The sequence below is a fragment of the Bartonella melophagi K-2C genome, assembly GCF_000278255.1.
GTDB classification, from domain to species: Bacteria; Pseudomonadota; Alphaproteobacteria; order Rhizobiales; family Rhizobiaceae; genus Bartonella; species Bartonella melophagi.
The window spans coordinates 64,110-79,198 of record NZ_JH725084.1 but is presented as its reverse complement, the minus strand read 5'-3'; the positions used below and the strand labels follow the sequence as shown (position 1 = coordinate 79,198).

Genomic DNA, 15,089 nt, shown 5'->3' with positions numbered 1-15,089 from the left:
ATCCATTCCATAGCTTCACTCATGAAGCATAGGAAAAAACATCTCTACAGTTGTTCCGTGATTGGGTTTTGAAAATAACAAAAATTGACCACCAACCTCTTCCACCATTGTTTTACATATTGGAAGCCCTAAACCAGTCCCGACAAATACGTTGTCTTCACATCGGCCATTCTTGCGCTCTACTTGACCATAAGGTTGCATAGCTTGCACAACCTCTTCATCACTCATCCCAAGACCATTATCACTAATTGAAATCTTTACTCGCTCTTTTTTTCCATAGGAAACATGGATAACAATTTGTCCACCTGAAGGCGTAAAACGGATGGCATTGGAAAGAAGATTCCATATAATCTGTTGAAATATCCGTTGCGATACACCGATAAATGGCACACGTGCCGGTGAAACAATACGCATAATAATGCCATTATGATTCGCCTGCATTTCAAGAAGAGCTATACTGGAACGCAAACAAGCTGTTACATCAAATTTTTGAGTCATAAGAGACGCATCAATTGTGCTATTTAAGCTAGAATAATTTGCTTTAGAGTGCTCTAATAATTGATTAACCAGAGATAATATATGTTTTCCAGACGAGACAATATCATGTAAATATCTACGGTAACGCTCATTTTCTATTAAACCAAAACGGCCATCTTTCATAATTTCCGCAAAACCAATAAGAGTATTCAAAGGTGTTCGTATTTCATGAACAACTTCAATCATTTTATTTTCTTCTGATATTTTATCTAAAGGTGATAAAATCATCCCTGTCATATCACGCAACATAACGACATAATTGCCTTGTAGAGTCAAAGGCACAATTGTCACACAGACCTTTATATTCTCATGATTTTTTGTCATTAAATCAGCTGTCTCACCACGATTAAATACTTGATTTTTTCCCTTCATACGGATCAATTTAAAATACTCTTCAATCAAATCTCGGCTTTGAAAAGTAAATAGTGATGATAACTGCTGTGCCAGTAACTCATCCATTTCATAGCCAATTAATGCCAAAGCAGCATCACTAGCGAACTGAACGCAGCCTTGTCCATCAAGCCACAAAACGCCATCAGTTACTGTATCCAACAATGATAAAATTACTTCAGGTTCTTTGATTAAAGCCTGTTTTATGACATCTACCGGTAATGTCTGTGCACATGGCAACTGGACTAGCGTTTCCTTAGCTGTAGCTGTATTCTCATACCCTAAAGACAAATGTAATTCACCGCGCAATCGTTCTGCAATTTCATGAAAAGCAGAGCGCTCTATCTCTGAAAGACCAAATGCTTTTATACCCGGCTTTTTATCACTTTTATCTTGTATCTTTTCTTGCACCTTTAAAACCCCAAAACCATGGAATCCCTTAAGCTGACGGTTGGTATTAAAAACTGGAACAGCGGACAATTCAACATCAACCCGTTCTAGACAATCATCAACAGGCCACTGAACTTTCTGTTCTTTCCAAGGTATAGCAGCTTCAATAAAGCTACTTAATGACCGATATCCTTCATCATTAAATTGGTCAGCAAGTTTATGACAATCAGATCCTATAATACGGGAAGACATAGGGCCAACAGTTTCAGCTAACTCTTTTGAAACTTCACAAAAATAGCCATCTGCATCCATTTTCCAGATAAAACGCCGTGGTAAAAGATGTGGTTTAAAACTAAAAGACCCCTGATTTCTATCCAATTCATCCCCATTTAATTGCGCATATAACACTAAAAAACTCGTTGGCTTTACTCCTAAGCGGATCACACCGACTTGTGTATTAACACCTGCCATAGGTAAAACAGTTTTCACCGGAAGATCATCATCAATCGTTTGGAGTAGAATTTTAATTGTTTCATCAACAAAATTAAAATGAGAAGAAGCCTCCAACACAGTTGCATGTTGATCAATGATTGCAGCAGACATTGTTGCACCATCCAAACCAGTAATAAGAGAGACATTCTCTTCTAGCAAAGCTTCAAATAAAAATGCTTTACCTAAACCAGTAATATCAATAGAAGCTATAGAAAATTCACCGCAGCGTTTTAAACCACGCAACGTGATAGAACGTGTATTTTGAGCATTATTTAATATTTGACAACGCAGTTCTTCATCAAAAAAAGACTGCTGTTTAATTGCATCTGCAACAGAAGAAAGACCAAAAAAACACGCTGCAGCACCATTTAACCAAAGAATATTTCTACCATCGAAGGATAAGACAAAAGCTATCTTTCCTTTTGTAAAAGCTTGTTTAATTTCTTTACATTTTAGATAATCTAAAAATGCTAAAGACATTCTTAACCTCTCTTCTATTCACATGCACTACTTATCAACAATTGTAAATATAAGATAACATTTCTACTTTATAAATTCTTTATAAATTCTTTTTAATATTTCGCGACAAAAAAGTAAGAGCAGAAACAATGTCCGCTCTTATAAAATAAAATCAAGTTTTTAGTTTTTAAAATTACTGTCGTTATGTACTCTTAAAATTATCTTGATCACTGCGCCCATTGAGTAAAATTTCACGTTTTCCTACATGATTAGCAGTTCCAACAATACCTTCTTCTTCCATTCGTTCAACGAGAGAAGCAGCTTTATTATAACTAATTGCAAGCCGACGCTGGATATAGGATGTTGAACATTTTCTATCACGCATCACAACCTTAACATCTTGCATATAAAGTTCTTCACCATTCTCACTAGAACTTCCCGCAGCAATAATTTCAGCAACCGAATAAGCATCTTCCATCTTATCGTCATCGTGTTCACTATCTGTTACTGTTGCTAAATAATCAGGTGTTCCCTGTACTTTAAGATGCGCAACCACAGATTCAATTTCTTCATCAGAAACAAAAGGTCCGTGAACACGCTCAATGCGTCCTCCACCAACCATATGAAGCATATCTCCTTGACCTAAAAGTGTTTCATCACCTTGTTCTCCCAAAATTGTACGACTATCAATTTTTGAAGTTATCTGAAAAGAAATACGTGTAGGAAAATTCGCCTTAATCGTGCCAGTAATCACGTCAACAGAAGGACGCTGTGTTGCCATAATAAGATGTATACCTGCAGCACGCGCCATTTGTGCTAAACGTTGAATGACGCCCTCAATCTCTTTACCAGCAACCATCATGAGATCCGCCATTTCATCGACAATAATAACAATATAAGACAATTGTGTTAAATCCATCTCTTCTTCACGATAAAGTATTTCACCACTTTCCCTATCAAAACCAGACTGAACGGTGCACATAATTGTTTCACCTTTTTCGACCGCAAGCGCAACTCGTGCATTAAAGCCATCAATATTACGTACACCTAGTTTCGCCATTTTGCGGTAACGTTCTTCCATTTCACGAACAGCCCATTCTAAAGCTGTTACAGCTTTCTTTGGATCAACTACTACAGGTGTTAGAAGATGAGGAATGCCATCATAGACAGAAAGCTCTAACATCTTAGGGGCAACCATAATTAAACGGCATTGCTCTGGTGTCATTCGATAAAGAATCGATAAAATCATTGTATTAATAGCAACAGATTTACCCGACCCTGTCGTGCCCGCGATCAATAAATGAGGCATTTTTGCTAATTCTGCAATTACAGGATTACCATTAATTCCCTTCCCCAAAGCAAGAGCTAATTTAAATTCACTATCGCGAAAAGTGCTCGACTGAATTAATTCACGCAAATAAACAGTTTTCGCGTACCGCATTTGGTAATTCAATTCCAATAACATTACGCCCAGGAATCACAGCAACACGTGCAGACATGGCAGACATAGAACGAGCAATATCATCAGAAAGACCTATAACTCGCGATGATTTCACCCCAGCAGCGGGTTCAAACTCATACATTGTTACCACTGATCCTGAGCGAACATGAATAATTTCACCCTTAATACCAAAATCTGCCAAAACGCTTTCTAAAAGTCTAGAACTACGCTCCAGCATTTCTTGAGAAATTGCTGTATCATCCTGAAAAGCAGGCTCTTGTAATAATTCAATCGGAGGTAATTCATAAATACCACTGTCAACAGATTGAGAGCTTGGTATAAAAGCAGAAGTATAATTGCGAAATGACACATCAGTGGTTTCCATCGTACTTCTTACTGCTTTCATTACAGAAAGGTCTTCTACACTTTTTGTCACATCAGTTGTCATACAATTAGCAATGTTATGGAGATCATCACCTACTGCAGTGTCTATCACGTCGCTTATCTCATAATTAGGCATTTAAACAACAGACAGTTCTTGAACCTTTTCAATCTCTTCACTTTCTCCTAAAACAGGCTCAGTGTTCTGTATTTGAACCTCTCTAACAATTTCATCGTTAGTATGATCTAAATTAGAAGTGCCCTCATTACTCTGAACATCATTTTCTGAAACTTCTGGCACAGTCACATTATAAGATTGCGGGAAATGGCATTCAAGCACACGATAAAAAGTAGAAACTGATTCATCAAAAGAAGAAGTTTTTCCCAACAAAGCCTTATTATTTTCTAAATTAACAGATGCATCTTCTTTTTGTGAAATTTTAACATTAACTTGCTCTAGTAAAAAGGGCTCACACTCAAAAAACGCATTATCAGAAAGATAAGAAATAGGTTTTGTTTCTTGCGCCACGCTCTCTACCTGCAAGGTATTCTCAACTGTATTTCTTTCGATTGGTGTATTAACAGCTTGTTGCACTGATTGTCCAAGAGTTGTTGAACAATAAAGTGATACTTTATTTTCAAGTGATTGAGAATGAAATACCTCTTCTACCAATTGAGGTTGCATTTTAAATTCTGTAACATCCGTTAATTTTTGCGGTTCTTGCTTTGCAAAAGTTTCAAACTGTTTTGCAAAAATTGAATTTTCTTCTATACGACGACGCAAAATTTCAACTTCTGGAGTTCGAGTGAAACGCACATTCTGCTCAAGAGTAAATGCCTTTTTCCACACCGTCGGATAAGAAAACATCTTATCAAAACTACCAGATGAGTTTTGTTCTGATGCATCTTCTGCATCCTTATCAACCAAACAAGACGTAGGCATAGATATAGTTTTTAAATTACGCATAATATCCAACAAAATTATAGTAACGAGACTGATTTTTCAAAAAAGAATGCGCAAGCGATACACTATGAAGGTTAATAACTTTTTGTCATCAGCCAATTTTAAACGAAAAATAAGCATCATTAATTGTATTTTTATTAAGAAAAATTTAAATGCATCTAAAAACTTCAGAAATCCATCTAATAAGAAGATCTTGATTTTATTTCCTCATAAACTTTCAATACTGAAACACTTTTCATAAGACATGCTCTACGAACAATACGTCAAACCAACTGCTCTATTAATGCAAACACCATTATAAAATTATATAAAAACAATTATTACCTTTTTTCAATTTGGCAAAATCCACCATCTCAATACGCTTGGTGCACACTTGCGATATAATAATTAACGTTCACGCATGCATATTTAAGCAAAATACTCTTGTTATAAAAATCTAGTAGTATACAATTTAAAAACGAAAAAATAGGAAGCAAGTCATGTTAAATAAACGAAAATTTTATATTAATGGCCTCTGGAATGATCCGAGTACTCCCAATGATCTGTATGTCATTGACCCCTCAACAGAAGAAGCTTGCGCTATTATCAGCATTAGCAGTACCCAAGATATAGATAAAGCAATTGCAGCGGCTAAAAAGGCTTTTCAAAATTGGAAAACAACCACACCGAGTCAACGTCTTGCTTTTGTTAAAAAAATTTTAAAAATCTATGAAAAACGCTCTGAAGATATGGCTAAAGCCATTTCAATGGAAATGGGTGCGCCTATCGATATGGCACGCAATGCGCAAACTGCAGCTGGTAGTCATAATATTCGCGGTTTCATTAAAGCTTTTGAAAAATTTTTATTCCAAAAAGCTTTAATAGAAGGAAATAACAACGCAATACTTCAGTATGATTCTATCGGTGTCGTAGGATTGATCACTCCATGGAATTGGCCCATACATCAAATAACCCTTAAAGTTATCCCAGCGTTATTAGCTGGCTGCACTATGGTTTTAAAACCCTCTGAAATTGCTCCTCTTTCTGCCATGCTCTTTGCTGAAATTTTAGATGAAGCTGCCTTGCCGGCGGGCGTTTTTAATCTCATCAACGGCGATGGAGATAATGTAGGCTCTTACCTATCTTCTCACCCAGATGTAGCAATGATTAGTTTTACCGGCTCAACCAGAGTAGGAAAAGTTATTTCTAAAAATGCTAGTGATACTTTAAAGCGGGTCTGTCTAGAACTTGGAGGTAAAGGAGCCAATATCATCTTTGCCGACGCCGATACAGATGCTGTTCAACGTGGTGTACGACACTGTTTTTACAATAGCGGGCAAAGCTGCAACGCACCAACGCGCATGCTTGTAGAATATTCAATCTATGATGAAGCTGTAAAAACAGCACAGCATATTGCTGAAACAACTATCGTAGCCTCAAACCACAAAGCAGGAGATCATATTGGCCCTGTAGTCTCAAAACAACAATATGATAAAATCCAAGCCCTTATTCAATCTGGAATTGACGAAGGTGCAATCCTTGTCACAGGTGGAATTGGTTTACCCATAGGAATGACACGCGGTTATTATGTACGCCCAACAGTTTTTGCCGATGTTAAATCTAGTATGCGCATTTTTCGAGAAGAAATATTTGGTCCAGTCCTCTCGATCCTTCCCTTTAATACAGAAAATGAAGCTGTTTCTTTAGCCAATGACACAGAATATGGACTCACAAACTATATACAATCGCAAGATCAAGCTAAATGTCGGCGTATCGCTGCACAATTGCGTTCTGGCATGGTGGAAATTAATGGACACAATTTACCAAATGGTAGTTATTTTGGAGGAGTAAAATTTTCCGGACGTGCCCGTGAAGGCGGAAGGTGGGGAATTGAAGAGTTCCTAGATACCAAAGCAATTTCGTACTGGTAAAAGAATCTCATAAAAAACTTCAAAAACAGGACCGTATGCTGATACAACAAATAACAGATGAAAATGCTCTTGGACAACGTATTGATCAATGGCTTGCTAAAAAATATCATAATGAGCTATCGCGTTCACGTTTGCAAACTCTGATACGTGAAGGCTACCTTAAAGTTGATGGTCAATTAATAAAAGAACCAAAAACAAAATTGCATCCTAACCAGACGATTGAATTGATAATACCTCCTCTCAAGAACATACACCTTGAAGGTGAAGCTATTGTACTTGACATCCTATTTGAAGATGACCACATTATTGTTATCAATAAACCAGCTGGCCTTGTTGTTCATCCCGGTAATGGAAATTGGACTGGAACATTGGTTAATGCCCTTATTCACCATTGTGGTTATAGTTTATCTGGTATTGGTGGTGTTAAACGTCCTGGTATTGTCCACCGTCTTGACAAAAACACAAGCGGGGTTATGGTTGTTGCTAAAAATGACTTTGCTCATAAAAGTCTCAGTGCCCAATTTTCTGACCATGGGCGTACCTGCGCATTAGATCGGCGCTACCATGCTTTGATCTGGAATGCTCCACGTCGCAACATTGGAACAATTGATGTGTCCCTTGGCCGCTCCCCCCATAACCGAATAAAGCAAACTGTTGTTCGTCACCAAAATGTTCATGCTCGCCGTGCCATTACGCATTTTTCTTTACTTGAAAAATATAAAACCTGTGTAGATGCAGAACCCTTCGCCAGCCTTCTGGAATGTCACCTGGAAACTGGACGCACACATCAAATCCGTGTTCATATGGCACATATCGGACATCCACTTGTAGGTGACACAGTTTATGGAAATGCCTTTAAAACAAAAGCAAACACACTTAATTCGACGATTAAAAATGCTATCGATCAATTCAACCGGCAAGCACTTCACGCAGTTAGCCTAACTTTCGAGCATCCCGCTAAAGGTGAAATTATGTCTTTTTCCTCACCTCCTCCTCAAGATATGGCTGAACTTATCAATCATTTTAAAAAACTTAATTGGAACTTTTACCCATCTCAATGATTTCAATAATCAAATATCCATTTTCGAACAAAATTAAAAATTATAGTGATGGAAAAAAGAAAAAAATACTTATATAGTACTTGGAAATAGAATTTGCCTTATTAGGGAATTCATATGAAAGGAGGGTGCTATATGGCCCATGTAAATTTACCATCAATCATAGCAGGTGATGGAAGCTTAAATCGTTACTTAGAAGAAATACGTCGTTTTCCAATGCTAAAGCCAAAAGAAGAGTATATGCTAGCTAAACGGTATCGTGAACATGACGATCCAAAAGCTGCACATAAACTAGTAACGAGTCATTTACGTCTCGTAGCTAAAATTGCAATAGGATATCGAGGTTATGGCTTACCTATTGGAGAGGTTATTTCAGAAGGTAATATTGGACTTATGCAAGCTGTTAAGCGTTTCGAACCAGAACGTGGATTTCGTCTTGCAACTTATGCGATGTGGTGGATTAAAGCATCAATCCAAGAATATGTTTTACGTTCTTGGAGTTTAGTAAAAATGGGAACAACTGCTAATCAAAAGCGCTTGTTCTTTAATCTTCGTAAACTAAAAAATAAACTTCAAGCTCTTGATAACGGTGATCTCAATGCAGAACAAGTCAAAGAGATCGCAACCCGATTAAATGTCACGGAAGATGAAGTCGTATCCATGAACCATCGGCTTAGTGGCGATACTTCACTCAATGCGCCTCTTCGCACAAAAGAAGGTGAGAAAACCGAATGGCAAGATTGGTTAGTTGATGATTCAAATAGCCAAGAGCAAATTTTGATTGAACAAGACGAATTAGAAAACCGCCGCTCTATGTTAATACACGCTATAAATAACCTTAATGAGCGTGAAAAGCGTATATTTAAAGCACGTCGGTTAAATGATGAATCGCTGACACTTGAAGAACTCTCAAATACATTCAACATCAGTCGAGAGCGTGTAAGACAAATCGAAATGCGTGCATTTGAAAAAGTGCGTAATTCTATTAAAGTGGCTATTCTATCCCAGAAAAAAGCACAACAACAGCACTCTTTGCGTATTTCTGAAGTGAATCGAATTAAAGTAGAGAGATAGCCCAACCACATTCTATAAACCAACCTACACTAAAAGGTTGGTTTATAGAGGATTAGCTGTTTAAAAGAGTCTATTTTCACCTCTTTCATTTTAATACATTATTTTCTAATCAAAAATTGTTTGTTTAGCTGTTTGTGCAAGCCATTGTTCAATAACTTCATTAAAAATAGACTCACCTGTTGGCCCTTTTGCAAAAGTTAATTCGCTCATATGTCCGTTTTTGTCACTTATCACCAAATGAATCCAATCTAATTCGCGAATTATTTGTAAGTTTTGGTCAAGAAATGGATGACTGTTACTTAATGCAAAAAGAAAAAAATCATCATCAATCTTAGCTACAGAAGCTCTTTTTAAGGGTTGACCGATTGATTGTTTACTTGCCTTAAAAGTTAATTCTTTAATATCATGTATTGCTTGACCTGAAAATTTATCAGTAGTCATAAAAACAAGATCCATAATATAAGCTGTAGGGAAAGACGGATCAATATTACGGCGTAAAGTTAACTGTAACAATAACCCCTCACTTGGAATGTTTATATCACCTCGTATAGCTAATTCTTCTGGTGCATTTTTAACAGAAGATTCTTTTATAAGCGACCACCAAGCATTACCCATTACCACTTTTTCTGAATCATAATCTGTATGTGTCTTATAGAATATAGCTTCACCTGGATGTTCAATTGTTTTCGAATTGCCAGCAACAAGTGTTGATACCTCTTCCTCACTCAGAAACTCTATTTTTTTATCTGTTCTCTCAATTGAACCAGCATCAACTTCACTTCCATCTTCCAATAAGCGTTGCGTCAACTTCTGATTAGCTTTACCCTCTTTTTGTAATCCATTAGAAGCTTGAATATTTACCTCCTGTATCTGATTATTGTATGATGCGAACATATATTCACCAACAAAAAAAGCGCTGATCAATAGAATAAAAAAAACAATAAAGATAACGATACCTATTAAGATACGCTTTTTTATAATTGACCGATTAGCACGCCGAAGAGCCTGAGCAAAAATATGTGAAACAACAGAAGTATCTGTTTGTAAAGCTGTATTTTTACGAGCATTTTTTTTAATATTCGAATGCACTTTACTCGAACAAGGAGCCAAAGAAGTATCCATATAGGTAGGCTCTGTATTTGACATTTTCGATTCTACAGAAAGCTTATCAAGTGCCTTTTTACTCTTTCTACTACTAACAGATGGTTGTTGCTTTTTTTCTTCTGTAACTACAGCTGATGCATCACCACTTTGTGATAGTATAGACTTTTGTACATTTTCGTTATTGTTATCTTTACCTGTAAGATCCCACCCCATAACTGAAGAAAGCAACTCTTTTTCAGCAGTTAAATATCCCTCTTCAATAGCCACAATAGCACTTTGCAAAGCCTGTCTTTGTGCATCTGCCATTTTTTTGGGCATTTTTATTTCTAAAAATTTATGCTCTAGTATTTCAAAAGCTTGTTTATAAATCTGCTCACGCAACTGTGGTGTAATATTATTTTGTGCATCAATTTTCTTTTTTAAAATCCCAATGAAATCTACCATATTTTATATAGTCTTTCTCAAATTTAAGAAAAATTTAATTCACAAAAGCTTAAACCGTTTGCAGTCTCTCTTCTTGAATCTTATAAATTGATTATAATTTACATTGGCACAAAATAGTGTAGCAGTTTTAAAACGCATAAAAAATAAACAACATTAATTTACATCCCTTTTCACATATATGAATCTTTATTCTCACTAAAAAATAAAGAAAATATACGATTAAAACAAATATTGAAATTTATAAACAACGACTAATTCGCGAAAGGATCAGTAATCATAATTGTATTTTTACGCTCAGGGCCAGTTGACAATAAAGCTACCGGTACACCTATCAATTCCTCAATATAGCGTATATATTCTACAGCCTGCACCGGTAATTCTGCCCAGCTTTTTGCGCACGCTGTCGTTTCCTTCCAACCTTTTAATGTTCCATAAATTGGCTTCACATGAACTTGTGCCTCCATAGAAGATGGTAAATAATTAATTCTTTTACCATCAAGTTCATAACCTACACAAACTTTAATTTCTTCTAAACCATCCAGAACATCAAGCTTTGTCAGTGCAATACCATGAATGCCGCAAATACCTACCGTCTGACGTACTAAAACAGCATCAAACCAACCGCATCGACGTTTTCGACCCGTCACAACGCCAAACTCATTCCCATGCGTCCCAAGAAACTCACCAATATCATTTATCTGCTCTGTTGGAAATGGCCCCTCCCCCACACGTGTTGTATAAGCCTTTGTAATACCTAAAACATAATGGATTGAACCAGGTCCCATACCTGAACCCACAGCAGCTTGCCCAGAAACTGTGTTAGACGACGTCACATAAGGATAAGTCCCAAAATCATTATCTAACAACGCACCTTGCGCACCTTCAAAAAGAATATGCTTTCCCATTTGACAGCTTTCATTCAAAAGACGCCATGTACAATCCATAAAGGGTATAATTTTATCCGCCACCTGCATTAATTCATCATATAGGGTTTGTGAATTAATTTCTGCAATTCCCATACCACGACGTAAAACATTATGATGTTCCAAAAGCCGCTCGATTTTAGCCATAAGTGTATCAGCTTCAGCCAAATCCATCACACGGATAGATCGACGACCTACTTTATCTTCATAAGCAGGACCAATACCACGCTTTGTTGTGCCAATTGGTAAACTTGAAATATTATTTTCTCTCACCGTATCAAGATCACGGTGTACAGAAAGAATTAAAGGAGCATTTTCAGCAATACGCAAAATTTCTGGTGTAATCTTTACACCCTGAGAATACAACTTGTTTAATTCCGCAACAAAATGATGGGGATCAACCACAACACCATTACCGATAATTGACAACTTTCCACGAATCAAACCTGACGGTAAAAGTGATAATTTATAACTCACCCCATCAATAACCAATGTATGACCTGCATTATGCCCCCCTTGATATCGGACAACAATATCTGCACGTTCTGACAACCAATCTACAATTTTACCTTTGCCCTCATCGCCCCATTGTGTGCCGACCACTACTACATTGGCCATAATTTTCTCCGTCGTATTTGGTGAAATAACGCTAGCATCCCAAAACAAGAGGTTTTTTATAGATAAATCCTATAAAAAGTGCGACTTTTCATTTCAACTTTTTGCCGATTCATTTCAATTTTTTGCCGATTTTATATTATTAAGCCACAAATTTCTCGATAATCAAGATAAATCACACCATAAATACCAATTAGCTCATTTTTTCTTATCTTTTCCAATATATGGCGAATAACTAATTTGTACATCCCGATCTTTAAAACCTAAACAATAGTTTGTATAATTTATCTGATATAAACACACAAAGTATTCACATAGGTTTTTTCATTTTATTTGCTGAAAAAACAACATTATGAAAACATTAAAAGTTATTTAAAGATGAGTTTTTTCAACTTGAAATGCCCATTCAAGCCAATTTGTTAATAACTTAAGATCAGAAGCTTCAATTGTTGCACCAGTCCAAATCCGAAACCCTGGAGGTGCATCCCTATAAGCACCAATATCATAAGCAACACCAGCTTTCTCAAGACGGGTTACAATTGCTTCTACAAAAGACCTCTGCTCTTCAATATCCAGATCAGCAATAATTGGATCCACAATTGTTAAACAAACAGATGTATTAGAACGTGTCTGAGGGACCTTTGCTAAATGTTCTAACCAAAGTGTTTTACGGACAAAACTATCAAGAACGGCAAAGTTTTCATCAGCTCGCCTTATTAATACCTTCAAACCACCTAGAGATTTTGCCCACCTTAATGCATCAAGATAATCTTCAACACACAGTAAAGAAGGTGTATTAATCGTCTCACCATTAAAGATATCTTCATTTAATTTTCCATTTTTTGTCATGCGGAAAATTTTAGGCAAAGGCCAAGCCGGAATATAATGTTCAAGTCGCCTCACAGCACGAGGACTTAAAATCAACATACCATGAGCTGCTTCACCACCTAAAACTTTTTGCCACGAAAAAGTCACAACATCTAATCTTGAAAAATCAAGATTTTGTGCAAAAACTGCTGATGTTGCATCACAAATTGTTAATCCTTCACGCTTTTTTGGAATGAAATGTGCATTAGGAACGCGCACACCTGAAGTTGTCCCATTCCAGGTAAATACAACATCACGATCAAAATCAATTTGTGTTAAGTCTGGCAATTCACCATAAGGCGCTTCCAACCGACGCACATCAAAAAGTTTTAATTGCTCAACAACATCGGTAATCCAACCTGAACCAAAGCTTTCCCAAGCTACCATATCAACACCCCGTTCCCCCAATAAAGACCACAGAGCCATTTCAACAGCACCTGTATCCGAGGCAGGAACAATACCAATACGATAATCAGAAGGAACATTAAGGATATCACGGGTTAAACTAATAACTTTAGAAAGTTTTAATTTGCTCATTTGGGCGCGATGCGAACGCCCAAGCAATGCATTTTCAAGAACTTCAACACTCCACCCAGGTCGCTTACTACAAGGACCTGAAGAAAAATAAGGATTATTTGGACGAGAACACGGCTCCTTCAACAATATCATTATTCCATTCCGACAAAAAGCTCATTTTTCGTTGAAGAATCGCTGCTTACTGAAACGTTACTCTTATAACTCAATTATGCGAACATAAAAAATGTTTTCCATTTTATTGTATAAAATTAAACATAAAAAAAGCCATTATGAATAACACTTCAATCAAAAGCACTTCTAATTAACCCCTTAAAGGAAATTGTTTTTTATTTGCATCAAAAGAAGATAGTATTCTAACCACAACACATCTAATTTACCAAAAAATACTTATCAAATTAATTTTACAAAAGAATAATCATAATATCTGAAATATAAAGATAAACTTATAAAAATTGATTATTTTTATTTTGACGGCTAGACAGAGAGAATTTTAATGTTATAACCGCACACGTTTCATATATTTATTGAAACGTGCCCAGATAGCTCAGTTGGTAGAGCAGCGGACTGAAAATCCGCGTGTCCGTGGTTCGAATCCGCGTCTGGGCACCATCTTTTATCTTTAACATGTTGAAATACATAGATTTTTATTTAAATATTGGATAATCTTTAGTCCATCTTTTGTGGTTTATACAATTTTTCCTAAGTCTTTGTTATTTCAACCTTATTTTTCTTGGCATAAATGCCAAGATTTCTTTTCTCTTTTCCATCTTACTACTCTACCATAGCTTATATGGCCCGAAAAATACTCCTCCGCATACACCCCATCCCCTTAATTCTGTCCCGTAATCGACCCTTTTGTCACCATCACGCTCCCCTTCGTCACCTTCATCCCCGTCTCGAACCCCTCAACCTTCACCTCTCCACTCAACGTCACCGTCCCATTCCCCGACACATCCACCCCCATACTCCCACTTCCCTCAATCCTCCCCCCCATTCACCGTCAACATCCCATTCGTCACCTTCGCCCCCGTTTGCACATTTGTCATCTTCACCGTATTCAACATCAATGTCCCACTTGTCACCTCAGCTCCCGTCCCACTTCCCTTAAACGTCATATTCACCACATTAGCAATCCCCCCCTCCATCTTAATCCCTATCCCCCCACTTGCTAAATTAATCGTCGCCCCTACCCCCATCACATTAGCCCTCCCCGACCCCGTCACCTTCATCCCCGTTTGCACATTTGTCATCGTCACCGTATTCACCGTCAACGTCCCACTTGTCACCTCAGCCCCCGTTGCCGTCCTATTTCCCATAAACGCCATATTCATCACAGTAGCATTAGCCCTCCCATCTCCCTCCATCTTAATCCCCGTCCTCCCACTTGTTGTATTCCCTATCGTCGCCCCCCCTGCTACCCCCACCACATTAGCCGTTCCCTTATTCCCCTTAAACACTATCCCCGTCTTGACATTCCTAAAATTCGTACCCACCAACGTCACA

General features: G+C 37.2%; 8 protein-coding genes, 1 tRNA gene and 1 pseudogene. 4 read left to right on the top strand and 6 right to left on the bottom strand.

Annotated elements, in window-relative coordinates:
* Positions 1-15: 15 nt before the first annotated feature.
* Together ME3_RS05520 and ME3_RS05515 are read right to left on the bottom strand one after the other, a co-directional pair.
* Positions 16-2,289: a PAS domain-containing sensor histidine kinase gene (locus ME3_RS05520; protein ID WP_007477850.1), complete on the bottom strand. Its 2,274-nt coding sequence runs from the start codon at positions 2,287-2,289 to the stop codon at positions 16-18.
* Between the two features lie 181 nt (positions 2,290-2,470).
* Positions 2,471-5,057: pseudogene (locus ME3_RS05515) on the bottom strand (DNA translocase FtsK).
* A 476-nt stretch (positions 5,058-5,533) separates the two neighbouring features.
* Between ME3_RS05515 and ME3_RS05510 the strand changes: the two are divergent.
* The 3 genes from ME3_RS05510 to rpoH all read left to right on the top strand — a co-directional run bounded on the left by ME3_RS05510 (position 5,534) and on the right by rpoH (position 9,096).
* Complete coding sequence (locus tag ME3_RS05510; protein WP_007477846.1) at positions 5,534-6,964, top strand: aldehyde dehydrogenase family protein; 1,431 nt, start codon at positions 5,534-5,536, stop codon at positions 6,962-6,964.
* 35 nt (positions 6,965-6,999) lie between these two features.
* The gene (locus tag ME3_RS05505) at positions 7,000-8,025 is read left to right on the top strand and encodes an RluA family pseudouridine synthase (protein WP_007477845.1); all 1,026 of its coding nucleotides are present in this window, start codon (positions 7,000-7,002) and stop codon (positions 8,023-8,025) included.
* 132 nt (positions 8,026-8,157) lie between these two features.
* Positions 8,158-9,096, top strand: coding sequence for an RNA polymerase sigma factor RpoH (gene rpoH, locus ME3_RS05500; RefSeq protein ID WP_007477844.1), 939 nt, complete (start codon positions 8,158-8,160; stop codon positions 9,094-9,096).
* Between the two features lie 105 nt (positions 9,097-9,201).
* Here rpoH and ME3_RS05495 read toward each other — a convergent pair whose 3' ends face one another.
* The 3 genes from ME3_RS05495 to ME3_RS05485 all read right to left on the bottom strand — a co-directional run bounded on the left by ME3_RS05495 (position 9,202) and on the right by ME3_RS05485 (position 13,718).
* The gene (locus ME3_RS05495; protein ID WP_007477843.1) at positions 9,202-10,644 is read right to left on the bottom strand and encodes a hypothetical protein; all 1,443 of its coding nucleotides are present in this window, start codon (positions 10,642-10,644) and stop codon (positions 9,202-9,204) included.
* A 251-nt stretch (positions 10,645-10,895) separates the two neighbouring features.
* Complete coding sequence (locus ME3_RS05490; RefSeq protein WP_007477842.1) at positions 10,896-12,185, bottom strand: adenylosuccinate synthase; 1,290 nt, start codon at positions 12,183-12,185, stop codon at positions 10,896-10,898.
* 369 nt (positions 12,186-12,554) lie between these two features.
* Complete coding sequence (locus ME3_RS05485; protein ID WP_007477841.1) at positions 12,555-13,718, bottom strand: phosphoserine transaminase; 1,164 nt, start codon at positions 13,716-13,718, stop codon at positions 12,555-12,557.
* 401 nt (positions 13,719-14,119) lie between these two features.
* Between ME3_RS05485 and ME3_RS05480 the strand changes: the two genes are divergently transcribed.
* Positions 14,120-14,195: transfer RNA gene (locus ME3_RS05480), tRNA-Phe, on the top strand.
* A gap of 368 nt (positions 14,196-14,563) precedes the next feature.
* Here ME3_RS05480 and ME3_RS05475 read toward each other — a convergent pair.
* A partial coding sequence (locus ME3_RS05475; protein ID WP_210160362.1) for a hypothetical protein occupies positions 14,564-15,089 on the bottom strand: 526 nt, incomplete at its 5' end.

What these genes read in the sequence shown, in the direction of transcription:
- ME3_RS05485 (WP_007477841.1), bottom strand. Translation starts at nt 13,718, where the DNA reads ATGATATTGTTGAAGGAGCCGTGTTCTCGTCCAAATAATCCTTATTTT.
- ME3_RS05510 (WP_007477846.1), top strand. Translation starts at nt 5,534, where the DNA reads ATGTTAAATAAACGAAAATTTTATATTAATGGCCTCTGGAATGATCCG.
- ME3_RS05520 (WP_007477850.1), bottom strand. Translation starts at nt 2,289, where the DNA reads ATGTCTTTAGCATTTTTAGATTATCTAAAATGTAAAGAAATTAAACAA.
- rpoH (WP_007477844.1), top strand. Translation starts at nt 8,158, where the DNA reads ATGGCCCATGTAAATTTACCATCAATCATAGCAGGTGATGGAAGCTTA.
- ME3_RS05495 (WP_007477843.1), bottom strand. Translation starts at nt 10,644, where the DNA reads ATGGTAGATTTCATTGGGATTTTAAAAAAGAAAATTGATGCACAAAAT.
- ME3_RS05505 (WP_007477845.1), top strand. Translation starts at nt 7,000, where the DNA reads ATGCTGATACAACAAATAACAGATGAAAATGCTCTTGGACAACGTATT.
- ME3_RS05490 (WP_007477842.1), bottom strand. Translation starts at nt 12,185, where the DNA reads ATGGCCAATGTAGTAGTGGTCGGCACACAATGGGGCGATGAGGGCAAA.